The 15,526-nt window shown below is 66.4% G+C and carries 10 protein-coding genes; 6 read left to right on the top strand and 4 right to left on the bottom strand.

Going from position 1 to position 15,526, the window contains the following annotated elements; all coding sequences use genetic code 11:
- Positions 1 to 34: 34 nt before the first annotated feature.
- On the bottom strand, positions 35 to 2,656 hold the full coding sequence (locus tag AC5Y46_RS10345; protein ID WP_499941131.1) for an AAA family ATPase: 2,622 nt from the start codon (positions 2,654 to 2,656) through the stop codon (positions 35 to 37).
- Positions 2,653 to 3,804, bottom strand: coding sequence for a metallophosphoesterase family protein (locus tag AC5Y46_RS10340; RefSeq protein WP_499941133.1), 1,152 nt, complete (start codon positions 3,802 to 3,804; stop codon positions 2,653 to 2,655). Before AC5Y46_RS10340 ends, AC5Y46_RS10345 begins: the two co-directional genes overlap by 4 nt.
- A gap of 431 nt (positions 3,805 to 4,235) precedes the next feature.
- Between AC5Y46_RS10340 and AC5Y46_RS10335 the strand changes: the two genes are divergently transcribed.
- Positions 4,236 to 4,742, top strand: coding sequence for a SixA phosphatase family protein (locus AC5Y46_RS10335; RefSeq protein WP_499941135.1), 507 nt, complete (start codon positions 4,236 to 4,238; stop codon positions 4,740 to 4,742).
- Here the strand turns inward: AC5Y46_RS10335 and AC5Y46_RS10330 are convergent.
- Both AC5Y46_RS10330 and AC5Y46_RS10325 read right to left on the bottom strand, forming a co-directional pair.
- The gene (locus tag AC5Y46_RS10330) at positions 4,739 to 5,281 is read right to left on the bottom strand and encodes a DUF3558 domain-containing protein (protein ID WP_499990946.1); all 543 of its coding nucleotides are present in this window, start codon (positions 5,279 to 5,281) and stop codon (positions 4,739 to 4,741) included. The two genes, AC5Y46_RS10335 and AC5Y46_RS10330, sit on opposite strands and share 4 nt — an antisense overlap.
- Positions 5,278 to 5,823, bottom strand: a complete 546-nt coding sequence (locus tag AC5Y46_RS10325; protein WP_499941139.1) for a DUF3558 domain-containing protein — start codon at positions 5,821 to 5,823, stop codon at positions 5,278 to 5,280. The genes AC5Y46_RS10330 and AC5Y46_RS10325 overlap by 4 nt, the downstream gene beginning before the upstream one ends.
- Before the next feature lie 154 nt (positions 5,824 to 5,977).
- On the opposite strand from AC5Y46_RS10325, the gene AC5Y46_RS10320 reads away from it, so the two are divergent.
- The 5 genes from AC5Y46_RS10320 (at position 5,978) to AC5Y46_RS10300 (ending at position 15,424) form a co-directional block, all read left to right on the top strand.
- A complete protein-coding gene (locus AC5Y46_RS10320; RefSeq protein ID WP_499941141.1) occupies positions 5,978 to 7,726 on the top strand; it encodes an ABC transporter ATP-binding protein in 1,749 nt (582 codons plus the stop codon).
- Entirely contained in the window at positions 7,723 to 9,630 is a 1,908-nt protein-coding gene (locus AC5Y46_RS10315) for an ABC transporter ATP-binding protein (RefSeq protein ID WP_499941143.1), read from the top strand. The genes AC5Y46_RS10320 and AC5Y46_RS10315 overlap by 4 nt, the downstream gene beginning before the upstream one ends.
- Positions 9,631 to 10,130: 500 nt before the next feature.
- Complete coding sequence (gene embR, locus AC5Y46_RS10310; protein WP_499941144.1) at positions 10,131 to 11,291, top strand: ATPase/transcriptional regulator EmbR; 1,161 nt, start codon at positions 10,131 to 10,133, stop codon at positions 11,289 to 11,291.
- 228 nt (positions 11,292 to 11,519) lie between these two features.
- Complete coding sequence (locus tag AC5Y46_RS10305) at positions 11,520 to 13,328, top strand: serine/threonine-protein kinase (protein ID WP_499941145.1); 1,809 nt, start codon at positions 11,520 to 11,522, stop codon at positions 13,326 to 13,328.
- 17 nt (positions 13,329 to 13,345) lie between these two features.
- Entirely contained in the window at positions 13,346 to 15,424 is a 2,079-nt protein-coding gene (locus AC5Y46_RS10300) for an ATP-binding cassette domain-containing protein (protein ID WP_499941147.1), read from the top strand.
- The last annotated feature ends 102 nt before the right edge of the window (positions 15,425 to 15,526 follow it).

Raw genomic sequence — 15,526 nt, 5'->3', positions numbered from 1 at the left:
TTGGGCTGAGTTTAGGCTTCGGGCGGGCTCGGCACTACACATTGAGATCGATGCGATTCGCGCCGGTGACGCCGTCGTACCTGGTGGGACTGCACGTCAACACGATCACCTGCGCGTGCGCCCCAACGGTGTCGAATACCTGGCTCATCTTCGCCAACCGGTCCGGGTCGGTGAACCCGAGCGCGTCGTCGATCACCACGGGAACGCAGTCCTCCTTGGCGACCAGAGCCGCACCCGCCAAGCGCGCCAGAATGCCGAGCTGTTCCTTGGCTCCGCCCGAGAGCGACTCGTAGGGCACGGTGACGCCGTCCAGGGTGCGGCTCAGGATGCACAGGTCGCTGTCCACCTCGACTTCGAAGGTGGGTCCGAAAACCGGGCGTCCCAGCCGCTGCAGTTCGTTGCGATAGGGCTCGACGTAACGCAGGCGGGTGGTGTCACGGTGTCTGGACATCACCGACCGCAGCAGCTGCGCGGCCCTTGCCCGCTCGCCGATTCGGGCATGCTCGCTGGTCGCGTGCTCGAGTTCGGTCTCGGCGGCGTCGAGCTTGCCTTTCCGTCCCTCGCTGCGCAGCACCGCGAGTTCGATGCCGATCTTCTCCAGCGCGGCGACCGCGTCCTCGTGACGCTTGCGCAGGGTGCGCGATGCATCCGTCGCCTCGGCCAGTTCGGCGGCAATCGCGTCGGGCGCCGCGGCGGCGAGTGCCTGATCGAGTTCGGTCACACGCAGCTCGGCGGCTTGCGCCGCCCGACGCTCGCTGTCGGCCACCGAGGCGAGCACCTCGTCGCTGACCCCGGCCCGGTCTCCGGCGAGCCGGGCGGTCACCGCGTCGAGTTCGGTGCGTTGTGTCGCCGTGTTCTTCTGCAAATTCGTTGTGTGAGCGGTTATTTCGGCGCATTGACGGGCGGCGCTGGCAGCGGCCTGCCGCCGGGCGTCGCAATCAGCCTGGGCTGTCGCCCGGGCCGCATCGGCTTCGTCGCGTTCGGTCCTGGCGGTCACGGTGTCGATGGCGAACAGATCGGACTGCGTGGGTTGCCCGGCTTGCAGCTGCGCCAGCCGGGCACGAAGCGTCTCGGCTTGCTCGTCGCCGCACAGTCCGGTCAGCGTTGCGGTCAGCCGGTCGCGGCTACCGTGTAGTTCGCGACGGCGTTGGTCGAGCGCACGGGCCGCAGGCACATCAGCGGCACCGACCGCTTGCAACGCATCAGCCAGATTCCGTTGCGCGGCATCATATTCCGCCTGAATATCGAGCGCGGTGGCACCCGGAATGACCCGCGCCGTCAGCACGCCGGGGACCTCTATGTCGGTGGACTGGGTGGCGGTGATCGACCAGCTCTGACCCGAGGTCAGCGAAACCCGTTCGGCGCCGACGGTCAGCTCGATGTCGGATTGGGCAGTGAACTCCACGACCGCGGAGATCAACTCCAGCTGGCAGCCGGCGCGATCCACGGCGGCGGCCGCGGTGTCGATTCGTTGCAGGAGTTCGTCGGTGAGCACGATCGCGGACAATTCCTGGTCGATGCTCTCGAGTTGACCGTAGGCGTCGTCGATCCGGGCGAGTCGCCCGCGCAGCCGCTCGGCCTCTTCGCGTTCGGCGATGCGGTCGAGGTGACTTTGTGCGGCTTTGGCGCGATCTTGCGCTGCCGTGAGGGTCTGAGCCGCGGCGTCGGCGGCGGCTTCCAGCTCAGCTGCTGCGGCGGACGCCGTCGCCATCGCGGCCGCGGCTTGTTGCGCTTCAGCACTTACGGCAGCGACAGCTGCTGTGCGGCTTTCGATTTCGGCGACCAACGCCAGCCGGCCCGCGTGCGCGGCCAACGATGTGGCACTGGTTGCGACGGCGGCGGCCGCGACCAGTTTGGCTTCCTTGACCTGGTCGGCCAGTGCGGTAACGCGATCCGCGGCGGCTTGCGCGCCGGCAAGGCGGGGCGCGGCGGCCTCGCACTGCCGCGACAATTCCGCCACTTGCCCGGTCAGCTCGGCGTGGCACCGCACCCGTTCGTCGACCTCGGCCATGGCCGACACACACTCAGCCACAACGACTTTTGCTTCGTCCAATCGCTTGACCGCGGCAGCCCACTGCCCGGTGGCGCGCCCGGTGGCGGTGAAATAGCGCGCACACTCGTCATCGATGCGCTCGACGAGCAGCGGCTCGGTGCCCGAAAGCGCCGCGCTGTCACCGGCAGCGATGTCGAGCGCCCTCGACAGCGCATCGCAGCCGGACAGCTCGACTGCCGCCGTCGAGGTCGCCTGCAACACCCGCTGGGCACGCCACAATTCGGTGTCCACCGTCTCGGCCAGCATCGCCCGAACCCGGTCGTGCGCGTCGTCACCGGTCAGTTGCTCGCGCCGCGGCGCCAGCACCGTCAACTCCGTCTCCGGTTTCTTGTGGAACCGCTTGCGGTAGACGAAACGATAAGGGCCGCTGCTGATCTCGGCCGTGACTTCGGAGCCGACGTCGGCGTTGGTCGGCTTGACCTGCTTGACGTCTTTCTTCGTCGAGCGGTCCTTGGATTCCAGCAGGAGGTCCAGCGCTTCGATCATCGACGACTTGCCGATTTCGTTGGCGCCGTGGACGACCACCACGCCGTGGTCGGGAAACCCGATCTCGCGGTGCGCGACGCCGCGGTAGTTGTTCATGACCAACCGGTGCAGTTTCATGCGGCACCCCGGTCGGCGAGGCGCAGCAGCAGCGCCAAGGCGGCCTGGGCATCCAGCGCCGTGTCCGAATCGCCTGCCCGAGCCGTTGCGATCAGCTCGTCGACCGCGGCGGCCGCGAAGCCGCCGATGCCCAGGTCGGCGAACTCGCCGTCCGCGGGCACGACCGCGAGGTCGGTGTGACTCTCCCAGGGATGCAGCCAGGCAAATAGCCGGGAGTACCGGTCCAGGCTGGCATCGAGTTTCGCGCGGTCGGTGACCGTCAATGAGCCGGTGAGCGCCACTCGCACCACAGTGCGTTCCTTGTCGGTCATCAGGTCCAGGTTCAGGTCGAGGTCCGCGATGTCGCGGCTGTTGTCGACCTGGCGGTGCAGCGTGATGAACCGCCACCGGCCGACGCGACGGGCCTGGACACTTACCGGACGCCGCGGGTCGGTTTCGCCGATGTCGACGACGAGCACATGACCGGGGTCGGGCTCGACGTCGTCGTAGTTGGTGACCTCCGGCGAACCCGAGTACCAGACGCGGCCGCTGCGGCCGACCTCGGTGCGTGAATGCTTGTCGCCAAGGGCGACATAGTGAATCGTGCTGTCGGACAACGCCTTTTCGACGCCTGCCAGGCGGATCAGCGACGGCTTGTCGCGGTCCGGGTCGAGAATGTCGACACCGCCGTGCGCGACCAGCACGCGGGTGGCGTCGCCGGCGGGCAGACCGTCGAGCACCTCAGCGACGAGGTCGGTGGTAGGCACTTTGGAGCTCCACGGGGCCGCGACGATCTCCAGTCCCGGCCGGACTTGGTGAATGCCAGCCCGGTCGAGCACCTTGACGTTGTCCGGGCATTCGGCGGTGAACAGCGGACCGGTGTAGACCGACGATGCGTCCAGCGGGTCGTGGTTGCCGGGCAGCAGATAGACCGGAATCTTGATGGCGCGCATGGCTTCCAAGGACTGGCCGATCACCTGCGGTGCCAGTTGGTTGTGTTCGAAGACGTCGCCGGCTACGACGACGAACTCCGCACCCACTTCGACGGCCAGCGCGCCGAGCCCCGCCACCGCATCACGGCGAGCCGCCGAATAACGAGGCTGGGCATCGCCGGCCAGGAAGTGTCGCGTCATGCCCAATTGCCAGTCGGCAGTGTGCAGGAACCGCATGTCGGGGACCCCCTTCCGGAACCGTGATTTCCAAGGCACCGCGAGTGTAGGTCGGAGCTCCGACAAGTCCGGGGAAGTCGACCGGCAGGTCTGAGCGGGAGTCCATGGATGACGCCCGATCCGACCCAGTTATCCAGAGTTCGACGTTTATCCACATTTTCGCTTCACGGTCGACGACGCGTCGGTGCCCGGCGATATCATTCGAACATGTTTTCGAATACCCGTGAGGATTGGACGGCGGCGTTCGATGCGCTGCGGGACGCGGTCTCGCGGGTGGTGTCGTTGAGCGCCGAGCCACTGACGACTCCGGAGTGTATGGGTTTCGCTGAGGCGTTGGATCAACACTTTCCACCACCCCGAGAAACTGCTGATACCCGAAGACGACGAAGACCCGTAGCGCCGGCGCTGATCTGGTGGCTAACGTGTGTCCGGTGACAGGACGGCAGCTCACTCTCGTGCTGATGCGGCATGCCAAGTCGGACTACCCCAGCGGAGTGGCCGACCATGACCGGCCATTGGCGCCGCGGGGCCGGCGCGAGGCAGCGCTGGGTGGCGACTGGTTGCGCGCCAACCTGCCCACCATCGACAGGGTGCTCTGTTCAACCGCTACCCGTGCCCGGGAAACGTTGACGTGCACCGGAATTGAGGCCGGGGTCAACTATGTAGCTCAGTTGTACGGCGCGACCCCGGGAACGCTGATAGAGGAGGTGAACAAAGTCGACGAGGCCGATGTCAGCACCCTGCTCGTCGTCGGACACGAGCCGACGATCTCGTCGGTGGCGCTGATCCTTCACGACGGCGACAACAATATCCAGGCGGCGGAACGCATTTCGGAGAAATACCCGACGTCGGGGATCACCGTGCTGCGCGTCCCCGAACGGTGGGCAGAGCTGGAACCCGGGAATGCCGCGCTAGTCGAATTCCATGTGCCGCGTTAGGCGTTCGTCGCCAGTGTCAGTTCCATCAGCTTGATCGCCTGCCCGCATGCGTCGATGCCGGGTGCCTGCGGGTTGACCCACCAGCCGACCACTCCCGCCGCGTCGCTGGCGACACCGCAGGCGCCGTTGGGATCGTTCGGCCGCATCACGATGGAATCGATGCCCTGGATGGAGCGGGTCTCGATCTGGTACTTGAGCCCCTCGGCGACCTTGCGTTCGTTGCTCAAGCTGCCCTGCTCGAACCAGAACCGGGTGATGTCGATCAGGCCGGCCGGATTGGCGGCCTGCCACCGGCAGATCGCGCCGACGAACGTGCTCTGAATGTCCAGCGGATCGGCGCCGACGGTCTTGGCCAGAATGTCGGTGGTCAGCACCTCACATTCCTTGAGCAGGTTTGGGTACTGCTTCTCGGAGTTGTCATTGCGCGGGACACCGGCCCCGCCCGCCTTGACCGCCGTCCCGTCGACGGACCGGGAACAACCCGTCAGCACCGCCAGCACGGCCAGCAACGCCGCGCCGAAACGCATCCACCTACTCATTTGGAGTTCGCAATCGACTGCCGGGTCAGTTCCTTGGCGATGTCGCAGGGCGGCGGGAACGGCTTCTGGCTGAAGCTGATCGACCATTCGATGAAGTCGTCCTGGAACTGGATGCCGACCTCACACAGCGAGTCACCCAGACTGGGCTCGTTGCCGACGGCGATGAAGCCGCTGTGACCGTTGATGTTGATGTCCTCGACACTGGCACGCGAGAGTTCCTCGGTCTTGCGTTCGCGCCCGATCGGGCTGCCGCGATACCAGGAGAAAGAGAAGTGCGGGCCCGAGATCCCGCCGCCGGCCAGCCACTGACATCCCACCGAGTTCTTGGCGGTGTTGATCAACCCGGTGATCCGGGTCTGCTGAGTCACCGTTTCGTCAGTGACACCGCCGCATTGCGGGAAGAACGGCCCGTGCTTGCCGTCGTTCTTGCCCGGCGTCGAGGAAATCGTCGCACCCGGCTTGTTATCTCCGGAATCCGAACACCCCGCAACACCGAGAATGAACGCGATCGCGGCTAAGCCCGCCACGAGTCGCGTCGCCAAATTACGCCGCACCGCTACCTACCTGCTGCCGCTCCACACGATGCACTGTAGCCGCAGCCCCGTAGGTCAACCACCGACACGCCATCTGAGCAGGCATTTCGGACTTACCGGCGACAGCGGTACCCGCACCCGGCGGGTGTGCGACAGTTACCCCATGCTCCTGGCACTGCTGCGCCAGTACATCCGGCCTTATCGTCGGCTGGTCGCGGTGTTGATGGCGCTGCAGTCGATCAGCACCCTGGCATCGCTGTACCTTCCGACGCTCAACGCGGCGATCGTCGACGACGGCGTCGCCCGAGGTGACACGGCCACCATCGTCCGGTTGGGCGTGCTGATGCTGATGGTCACCGGGCTGCAGGTGCTGTGCGCGGTGGGAGCCACCTACTTCGGCTCCCGGACCGGGACCGGGTTCGGCCGTGACCTGCGCGCGGCGATGTTCGAACACGTCATCACCTTCTCCGAGCACGAGACGGCCCGCTTCGGTGCGGCGACGTTGTTGACCCGAAGCACCAACGATGTCCGGCAGATCGTGTTCCTGGTCCAGACGGCGGCTACCGTCCTGGTCACCGCGCCGATCATGTGCGTCGGCGGTGTCGTCATGGCCATTCACCAGGAGGCCGCGCTGACCTGGCTGCTGCTGGTCAGCGTGCCGGTCATGGCGACGGCCAATTACTGGATCATCTCCCACATGCTGCCGCTGTTCCGCAACATGCAGCGCCTGATCGACGGCGTCAACCGGGTGCTGCGCGACCAGCTGTCCGGCGTCCGGGTGGTCCGGGCGTTCACCCGCGAACAATATGAGCGCGAGAAGTTCGCGCGGGCCAACCGGGCGTTATCCAATGCCGCTCTGGGCGCAGGGAATTGGCAAGCGCTGATGCTGCCCGTGACCACGCTGACCATCAACCTGTCCAGCGTCGCGCTGATCTGGTTCGGCGGTTTGCGCATCGACCAGGGCCAGATGCAGGTCGGGTCGCTGATCGCCTTCCTGTCGTACTTCGCCCAGATCCTGATGGCGGTCCTGATGGCGACCATGACGCTGGTCGTGTTGCCGCGCGCGTCGGTGTGCGCCGAGCGCATCACCGAGGTGCTGTCCAGCGCACCTGCGGTCCGCGACCCCCAGCATCCCGTGTTCCCGCCGCAGGGGATCACCGGCGCGATACGCCTGGACGGCGTCACCTTCAGCTATCCGGGAGCCGATTGCCCGGTGCTGCAGAATATTTCGTTGACCGCACAGCCCGGCACCAGCACCGCGATTGTGGGCAGCACCGGCTCGGGCAAGTCGACATTGGTGTCGCTGATCTGCCGGCTCTACGACGCCACCGACGGTGCGGTGCTCATTGACGAGATCGACGTCCGCGACTATCAGACCGAGCGACTCTGGTCGGCGGTCGGCCTGGTACCGCAGCGCGGCTTCCTGTTCACCGGCACCGTCGCCGACAACCTGCGTTACGGCGCGGCTCCAGGACAGGCAGTGGGCGACGAGGAAATGTGGGAGGCACTGCGCATCGCTGCCGCCGAGGACTTCGTGCGACCGTACGGGTTGCAGATGCGCGTGGCGCAAGGCGGGATGAACTTCTCCGGCGGGCAGCGCCAACGACTGGCGATCGCGCGCGCTGTCATCCGCCGCCCGGCCATCTACCTGTTCGATGACGCGTTCTCCGCGCTCGACGTGCACACCGATGCCCGCGTCCGGGCCGCGCTACGCGAAGAGGCGGCCGCTGCCACGATGATCGTTGTCACACAACGGATTTCGACGGCTGCCCAGGCCGACAAGGTAATCGTCGTCGACAACGGCAGGATTATCGGCACCGGAGACCACGAGTCGCTGCTGGCCGACTGTCCCACCTACGCCGAGTTCGCCGCATCCCAGGCGGTGGGCGCCGAAGCCGGGAGGGCGCAATGACAGCGCCGATGAACGCCCGCCCGCGTGGTGCCGCCCCCGCCCCGCCCAACATGCGGTCCCGGGACTTCTGGGGATCGGCGGGGCGACTGATCCGGCGACTGTCCCCGCATCGTCGACTCAGCATTGCCGTCGTCGTGCTGGGTGTCGCCGGCACCGCCGTCGGAGTCGCGGTTCCGCGCATCCTCGGCCACGCCACCGACCTGCTGTTCAACGGCGTGATCGGCCGCGGTCTGCCGGCCGGCACCAGCAAAGCGCAAGCGATTTCCGCTGCCCGCGCCCGCGGTGACGACGCCTTCGCCGACCTGCTGTCGGGCATGAACGTGGTTCCGGGCACCGGCGTGGACTTCGGTGCGGTGCTGCGGACTTTGGCGCTGGCTCTGGTGCTGTATGTGATTGCCGCCGCGCTGATTTGGGGCCAGGCGCGACTGTTGAACAGCACCGTGCAGAAGACCATCACCAGCTTGCGTGCGGATGTCGAGGACAAGATGCACCGGCTGCCGTTGTCCTACTTCGACCGGCAACAACGCGGCGAACTGCTGAGCCGGGTGACCAACGACATCGACAACATGCAGTCGTCGCTGTCGATGACTATCAGCCAACTGGCGACATCAGTCCTGACGGTGGTGGGCGTGTTCGCCATGATGCTGTGGATCTCACCGCTGTTGGCGGTGATCACCGTGCTCACGGTCCCCCTCTCGCTGCTGGCGACGCGGGCCGTCACCCGTCGTTCCCGGCGGCTCTTCCTGGCTCATTGGACCAGCACCGGTCGGCTCAACGCGCACATCGAAGAGACCTACAGCGGCTTCACGGTGGTCAAGACGTTCGGACACCAGGCGGCCGCGCGGGAACAGTTTCGTCGCCTCAACGACGACGTCTACCAGGCCAGCTTCGGTGCCCAGTTCTTCTCCGGCCTGGTCGGACCGGCAACGGGATTCATCGGCAACCTCGGCTACGTCGCGGTGGCCGTGGTGGGCGGCCTGCAGGTGGCCACCGGGCAGATCACGCTCGGCAGCATCCAGGCATTCATCCAGTACGTCCGGCAGTTCAACAACCCGATCGGTCAGGTCGCGGCGATGTACAACACCCTGCAGTCCGGCGTGGCCAGCGCCGAACGCGTCTTCGACCTGCTCGACGAACCCGAAGAAAGTCAGGACCGCCAGCCGATTTCGCCCGTCGCGCCCGACCGCCGCGGCAAGGTCGAGTTCCAGCACGTGAGCTTCGCCTACCACCCCGGGCACCCGGTGATCCACGACCTGTCGCTGGTCGCCGAGCCGGGCAGCACGGTGGCCATCGTCGGACCGACCGGCGCCGGCAAGACCACGTTGGTGAACCTGTTGATGCGGTTCTATGACGTCGAGTTCGGCCGCATCCTGCTCGACGGAGTCGACATCGCCGCACTGGACAGGCAGGCGCTGCGCTCGCGTATCGGCATGGTGCTGCAGGACACCTGGCTGTTCGACGGCACGATCGAGGAGAACATCGCCTACGGCCGCCCGGAGGCCGGCCCGGACGAAGTGGTCGCGGCCGCCAAGGCGGCCTACGTCGACCGGTTCGTCCACACGCTGCCCGCCGGATACCAGACCCGGATCAGCGGCGACGGCGGCAACATCAGCGTCGGCGAGAAACAGCTCATCACGATCGCCCGCGCTTTTCTCGCCCGCCCTCAGCTGTTGATCCTGGACGAAGCGACCAGTTCGGTCGACACCCGGACCGAAGTGCTGATCGCCTCTGCGACCCGCGAACTTCGCCGCGACCGGACGAGTTTCATTATCGCCCATCGTCTTTCGACAATTCGAGACGCCGACCAGATCGTCGTCGTCGAGGCGGGTCGGGTCGTCGAAAAAGGTAGCCATGCCGAACTGCTGGCGCGCCGGGGCGCCTACTACGAGATGACGCGAGCCTGAGCGTCGAACGCTTGCCGAAGAACCGGGTTCGGCTGTTGACTGTCCCGGGCGGCGCTGGCTCTGCAGGACCTATGCTCAAAGCGGCAACCGACGTGATGCGCAAAGTCACCGGAATGCACGGATTTGTGTTGCGACGGCGCTGTGATAACCCTCGCCGGTGTTGAATGCCAGCACTTTTCAGCAGCACACGCGGTCGAAGCCGTCCATTCGGCCCGCACCAGACGAATCTCGTTAGCGGTCAGCAGGATTCGAGGGGAAGGCAAATGATCGTCTTGCCAGAACCGGCATTTCGGCTACTCCGGTGACCCGGCATGGCCGGCCTGCCCGGTCGCATCCGCAGAAAACGGGTGCGGCTGGATGCGCGAACTTCGCCGCGAAATGCCCCACAATGACAGGACCCAGTGAAACGATCCACGAAGGCCGAGACAAAATGATCAGGAAGGGCGCCGAATCGGCACCTTGCTTTTCGGAAGGCACCGGAATGCCGCGGAGGACCCGGAATGGCTGGTAGCGCGATGGTGGACAAAAGTCTCGAGTTCGGTGTGCTCGGACCGCTGGAGATGAAGATCGACGGCACATTGATCCCGTTGGGCACTCCCAAGCAGCGCGCGGTGCTGGCCACGCTGGTCATCAACCGCAACCGGCCCGTCGGGGTCGATGCGCTGATCACCGCACTCTGGGAAGAGTGGCCGCCGTCGGGCGCGCGGGCCAGCATCCACTCCTACGTGTCGAATCTGCGCAAGCTGGTCAGCGGCGCCGGTGTGGACCCCCGGGTGGTGTTGGCGGCCGCCCCGCCGGGGTACCGGCTGACCATCCCGGAGAACACCTGCGATCTCGGGCGGTTCATCGCCGAGAAGACTGCGGGTGTGCACGCCGCGGCGGGCAGCCGGTTCGAAGAGGCCAGCCGGCACCTGTCGGCGGCGTTGAGTGAATGGCGCGGGCCGGTGCTCGACGACCTGCGGGACTTCCAATTCGTCGACTCCTTCGCCACTGCCCTGGTCGAGGACAAGATCCTGGCGCACACCGCCAAGGCCGAAGCCGAGATCGCCTGCGGACGAGCCTCCGGTGTGATCGCCGAGCTCGAGGCGCTGACTGTCGAGCACCCCTACCGGGAACCTCTGTGGGCACAGTTGATCACCGCCTACTACCTGACCGACCGTCAATCCGACGCGTTGAACGCCTACCGGCGGGTGAAGACGACACTGGCCGACGACCTGGGGATCGACCCGGGTCCGACCCTGCGTGCGCTCAACGAGCGGATCCTGCGCCAGGAGTCCCTCGACACGAAGAAGAACGCCAAAGTCACTGCCGCGGCGACCGTCACGGCGCTCGACCAACGCACACTGGCCGCCGGGCAGAAGGTCTTGGCGTACCTGCACGACACCGCCACCGGTCACGATTACCAACTGCGCTCCGCGGCAACCCGGATCGGTCGGCTCAGCGACAACGACATCGTGCTGGACAGCGCGAACGTCAGCCGTCACCACGCGGTCATCGTCGACACCGGCACCAACTTCATCATCAACGATCTGCGGTCCTCCAACGGAGTACATGTGCGCCACCAACGGATCCGCGTCGCTGCGACGATCGGCGACGGCGACCACATCCGGATCTGCGATCACGAATTCACCTTCCGGATCGCCGCGCACACGCAGGCCTGACGATCTTGCAAAGTTGCGAATTACGCTGGCGGGCAACGGGATTGGCAAGCGTTGTCGACAAAGGACTACCCGGGCGGCCAGGCGTGTCGTTGCTGCGACGATCCCGTCGGTCTGCTGGTCGGCAACGCCCGGGCTCACGGCTGCTGGACTCGGTGTTCGCGCTCGATGCGATACCTGGAAGCTGTTGGTAGTGTCGGCGGGATTCGGGCTTTCTGAGGAGGATCAGCGATGAGCGAGGCACCAGACTCGCGGGTGGGTTCGATGTTCGGGCCCTACCACCTCAAGCGGTTGCTGGGCAAAGGCGGGATGGGTGAGGTCTACGAGGCCGAACACACCGTCAAAGAGTGGACTGTCGCCGTCAAGTTGATGACGGCCGAGTTCAGCAAGGACCCGGTCTTTCGCGAACGGATGAAGCGCGAGGCGCGCATCGCCGGCCGCCTGCAGGAACCGCACGTGGTGCCCATCCACGACTACGGCGAGATCGACGGGCAGATGTACCTCGAGATGCGCATGATCGAGGGCACCGACCTGGACAACATCCTCAAGCGCTTCGGCCCGCTGACCCCGCCGCGCGCGGTGGCCATCATCACCCAGATCGCCTCGGCACTCGATGCCGCGCACGCCGCGGGCGTCATGCACCGTGACGTCAAGCCGCCCAACGTGCTGGTCACCCGCGACGACTTCGCCTACCTGGTGGACTTCGGCATCGCCAGTGCCACCACCGACGAGAAACTCACCCAACTGGGCACCGCGGTGGGCACCTGGAAATACATGGCGCCCGAACGCTTCTCCAACGACGAGGTCACCTACCGCGCCGACATCTACGCGCTGGCCTGCGTGCTGTTCGAATGCATGACCGGCGCCCCGCCGTATCGCGCCGACAGCGCGACCACGTTGGTGACGGCCCACCTGATGGACCCGATCCCGCAGGTCAGCGCCGCGCGGGCGGGTATCCCGAAAGCCTTCGACGCCGTCATTGCGCGCGGGATGGCCAAGAGGCCCGAGGACCGCTACGCCAGCGCCGGCGACTTCGCCCGTGCCGCCCACGACGCGCTCAGCGACCCCGACCAGGACCACGCCGAGAACATCCTGCGCAAGAGCCGGGAATCCACGCTGCCGGGCACCGCCGCGGTTTCGGCTCCGCAAGCCCTCACCGGCAGCCCGCCGCCGGGTGCCCCGGCGCAGTATCAACCGCCGCCCGGCTACAGCGAACCGCAGGGTCAGCCGGTCGCCAGTGGGCCGAGCTGGACCCCGGGCGTCGGCCCCAGCCAGGCGCCGAGCGGTCCCATTTCGGGTCCGAGCGGTCCCACCCCCACCCCGGCGTATTTCCAGAGCGGAGGCTGGGGCGGCACCGGCGGCACACCCCCTCCGAGTGGACCAACCCCCTGGAATCAAGGCGGTCCGCCACCGGGCAAGAAGCGCAGCCCCTGGCCGTACGTGGCCGGCGCCGCCGCCCTGGTCGTCGTCCTGGTCCTCGCCGCTGTCGGCCTCTGGATGGCCTTGGGTTCCGACGACACCCGAAAGGCTGATGACACCACGACGTCGCTGACATCCAGCTCCGCAGCCCAGTCCACCTCCATCAGCCAACCGTCGTCCGCGACCAATACCCCGCAGGCCAAGCTGCTCTCGATGCTGCCACCCGGCTACCCGTCCGGGGTCTGCAAAGCGACCACGCCCAAGCCGAACAGCGTATGGACCGGCACGGTGGCGATGGTCGACTGTGGGCAGAACAGCAACTCCGGCGGTCCGAGCCGGGCGATCTACGGGCTGTTCCCGACCGTGGACGCGCTCAAGCAGGCTTTCAATGACGACGTCTCCGCGGTGCAGTTGGCCAACTGCCCAGGTGAGGGACCCTCTCCGGATGGCTGGCACTACGACCGGGATCCGTCGGTGACCGCCGGGATGATCGCGTGCGGCACGTACAAGAACCACCCCAACCTGATCTGGAGCAACGAGAGCAAGCTCATGCTCAGCGACGTGTTCGGGGACCCGGCCACTCTGGAGGACCTGCACAACTGGTGGGCCAAGTACGGCTGATCGGAACGGGCTGACATATGAGCCGGCCGCCGGGTTCTGCCGGCGACGGGTCACGGATCGAAGATGCCACCAGCACCGTGACCCCGGTTCCGCCAGCGCCGCAGCCGTCGGGCACGTCGACCGAGCGCACGCCGACGGCCGTGCACGCCATCGATCAGGTCGCGGTCACCATCGGGCGCGCTCCGGACAACACCGTCGTGCTGCACGACTTGCTGGTCTCGCGGCGCCACGCCCAGCTACGCCGTTCGGGTAGCCAATGGGAGCTGGTCGACAGCCACAGCGCCAACGGCACCTACGTCAACGGCAACCGCATCACCCGCGCGGTCATCGGACCCGACGACATCGTCGGCATCGGCCACCAACGGCTGCGGCTGTCCGGCGACCGCCTCGTCGAATACGTCGACACCGGCGACATCTGCTACGAAGCAGTCAACCTGCGTGTGGCCACCAAGAACCGAATCCTGCTCGACGATGTCAGCTTCGTGCTGCCGCAACGCAGCCTGCTGGCCGTGGTCGGACCATCGGGGGCGGGAAAATCCACTCTGCTCGGGGCGCTGACCGGATTTCGTCCCGCCACCGGCGGCACCGTTCGGTACAACGGCCGCGACCTGTACGACAACTACGAAGAGCTGCGCCACCGCATCGGTTTCGTCCCCCAGGACGACATCCTGCACACCGCGCTGACCGTGCGCCGCGCGCTGGATTACGCTGCGCGGCTGCGCTTTCCGCAGGATGTCGACGCCCGGGAACGTCAGGACCGTATCGACGAGGTGCTGGCCGAACTGGGTTTGACGAGCCACGCCGACCAACGCATTGACAGCCTCTCGGGCGGCCAACGCAAACGCACCAGCGTGGCCCTGGAACTGCTGACCAAACCGTCGCTGCTGTTCCTGGACGAACCCACCTCCGGGCTGGATCCGGGCTACGAGAAATCGGTCATGCAAACCCTGCGCACGCTGGCCGACGACGGACAGTCAGTGGTGGTGGTCACCCACAACATCGCGCACCTGAACATGTGCGACCGGCTGCTGGTGCTGGCGCCCGGCGGCCGTCTGGCCTATTTCGGCCCGCCCCAGCAAGCGCTGGCCTACTTCGACTGCACCGACTTCACCGACCTGTTCATCCTGCTGGAAAACGACAAAGACACCGATTGGACCGCCCGCTACCGAAAGTCGCCGCTGTACGGCGCCTCCGCTCCCCAAACTCCCGAGCAACCCGGTGCCCCCGCCGTCAGTACCGGCAAACCCAGGGCGCAACAGAACCCGGTGGCGCAATTCGCCATCCTGTGCCGCCGCTACTTGGCGGTGATCACCGCCGACCGCCAGTACGCCCTCTTCCTGCTCGCCCTGCCGGTGCTGCTCAGCCTGTTCGCCTATGCCGTCCCCGGCGGCGCCGGACTGTCACTGACCAAAGCAATCGAGAAGTCGTCCTCTCAACCCGGCCAGCTTCTGGTGTTGCTGATCATCGGCGGCGCGCTGATGGGTTGTGGCTCCTCGATCCGCGAAATCGTCAAGGAAGAAGCGATTTATCGGCGCGAGCACGGCATCGGCCTGTCCGCCGGCGCCTACCTGGCTTCCAAACTCACTGTCCTCGGTGCGATAACCGGCACGCAGGGTCTGCTGCTGGGGTTGTGCGGGGTCGCTCTGCTGCCGCCGCCGGACCAGTCGGTGGTCTTGCCGTGGCCGCGACTGGAAGTGGCGGTCGCGGTGCTGGCCGTGACGGTTGTGTCGATGATGCTGGGTCTGCTGATATCGGCGCTGATCGGACACGCCGACCGTGGTATGCCGCTGCTGGTGCTGGTGGTGATGGCCCAATTGGTGCTGTGCGGCGGCATGTTCGCGGTCAAGGACCACGTCTTGCTGGAACAGCTGTCCTGGCTGTCACCGTCGCGGTGGGCCTACGCGATGGCCGCGGCCACGGTGGATCTGAACGACCTGCGCCGCACCGTCGGCGGCGACCGGGATCCGTTGTGGACTTACAGCGTCAGCAGCTGGTCGATCGCCGCGGCGGTATGCGCCGTGCAGGCGGTGGTGTTGGTGACCTGCACAGCATGGCGGCTGCGCCGTCTGGGCCCGCAGCGTCGCACCCGCAAGTGAGTCAGATGTGCTTGAGCACGAATGGAACCCCGCCGACGGCTGAGAAGACGACAGTCGCGTCCCAAGGGAATTTGTTTGGCGTTTCGCCTGAGAGTTGTTGAT

The organism is Mycobacterium sp. NGS59, from assembly GCF_059812345.1.
Note: the sequence above shows the minus strand (reverse complement) of the source record. Positions and strands in the feature narration are given on the sequence as shown.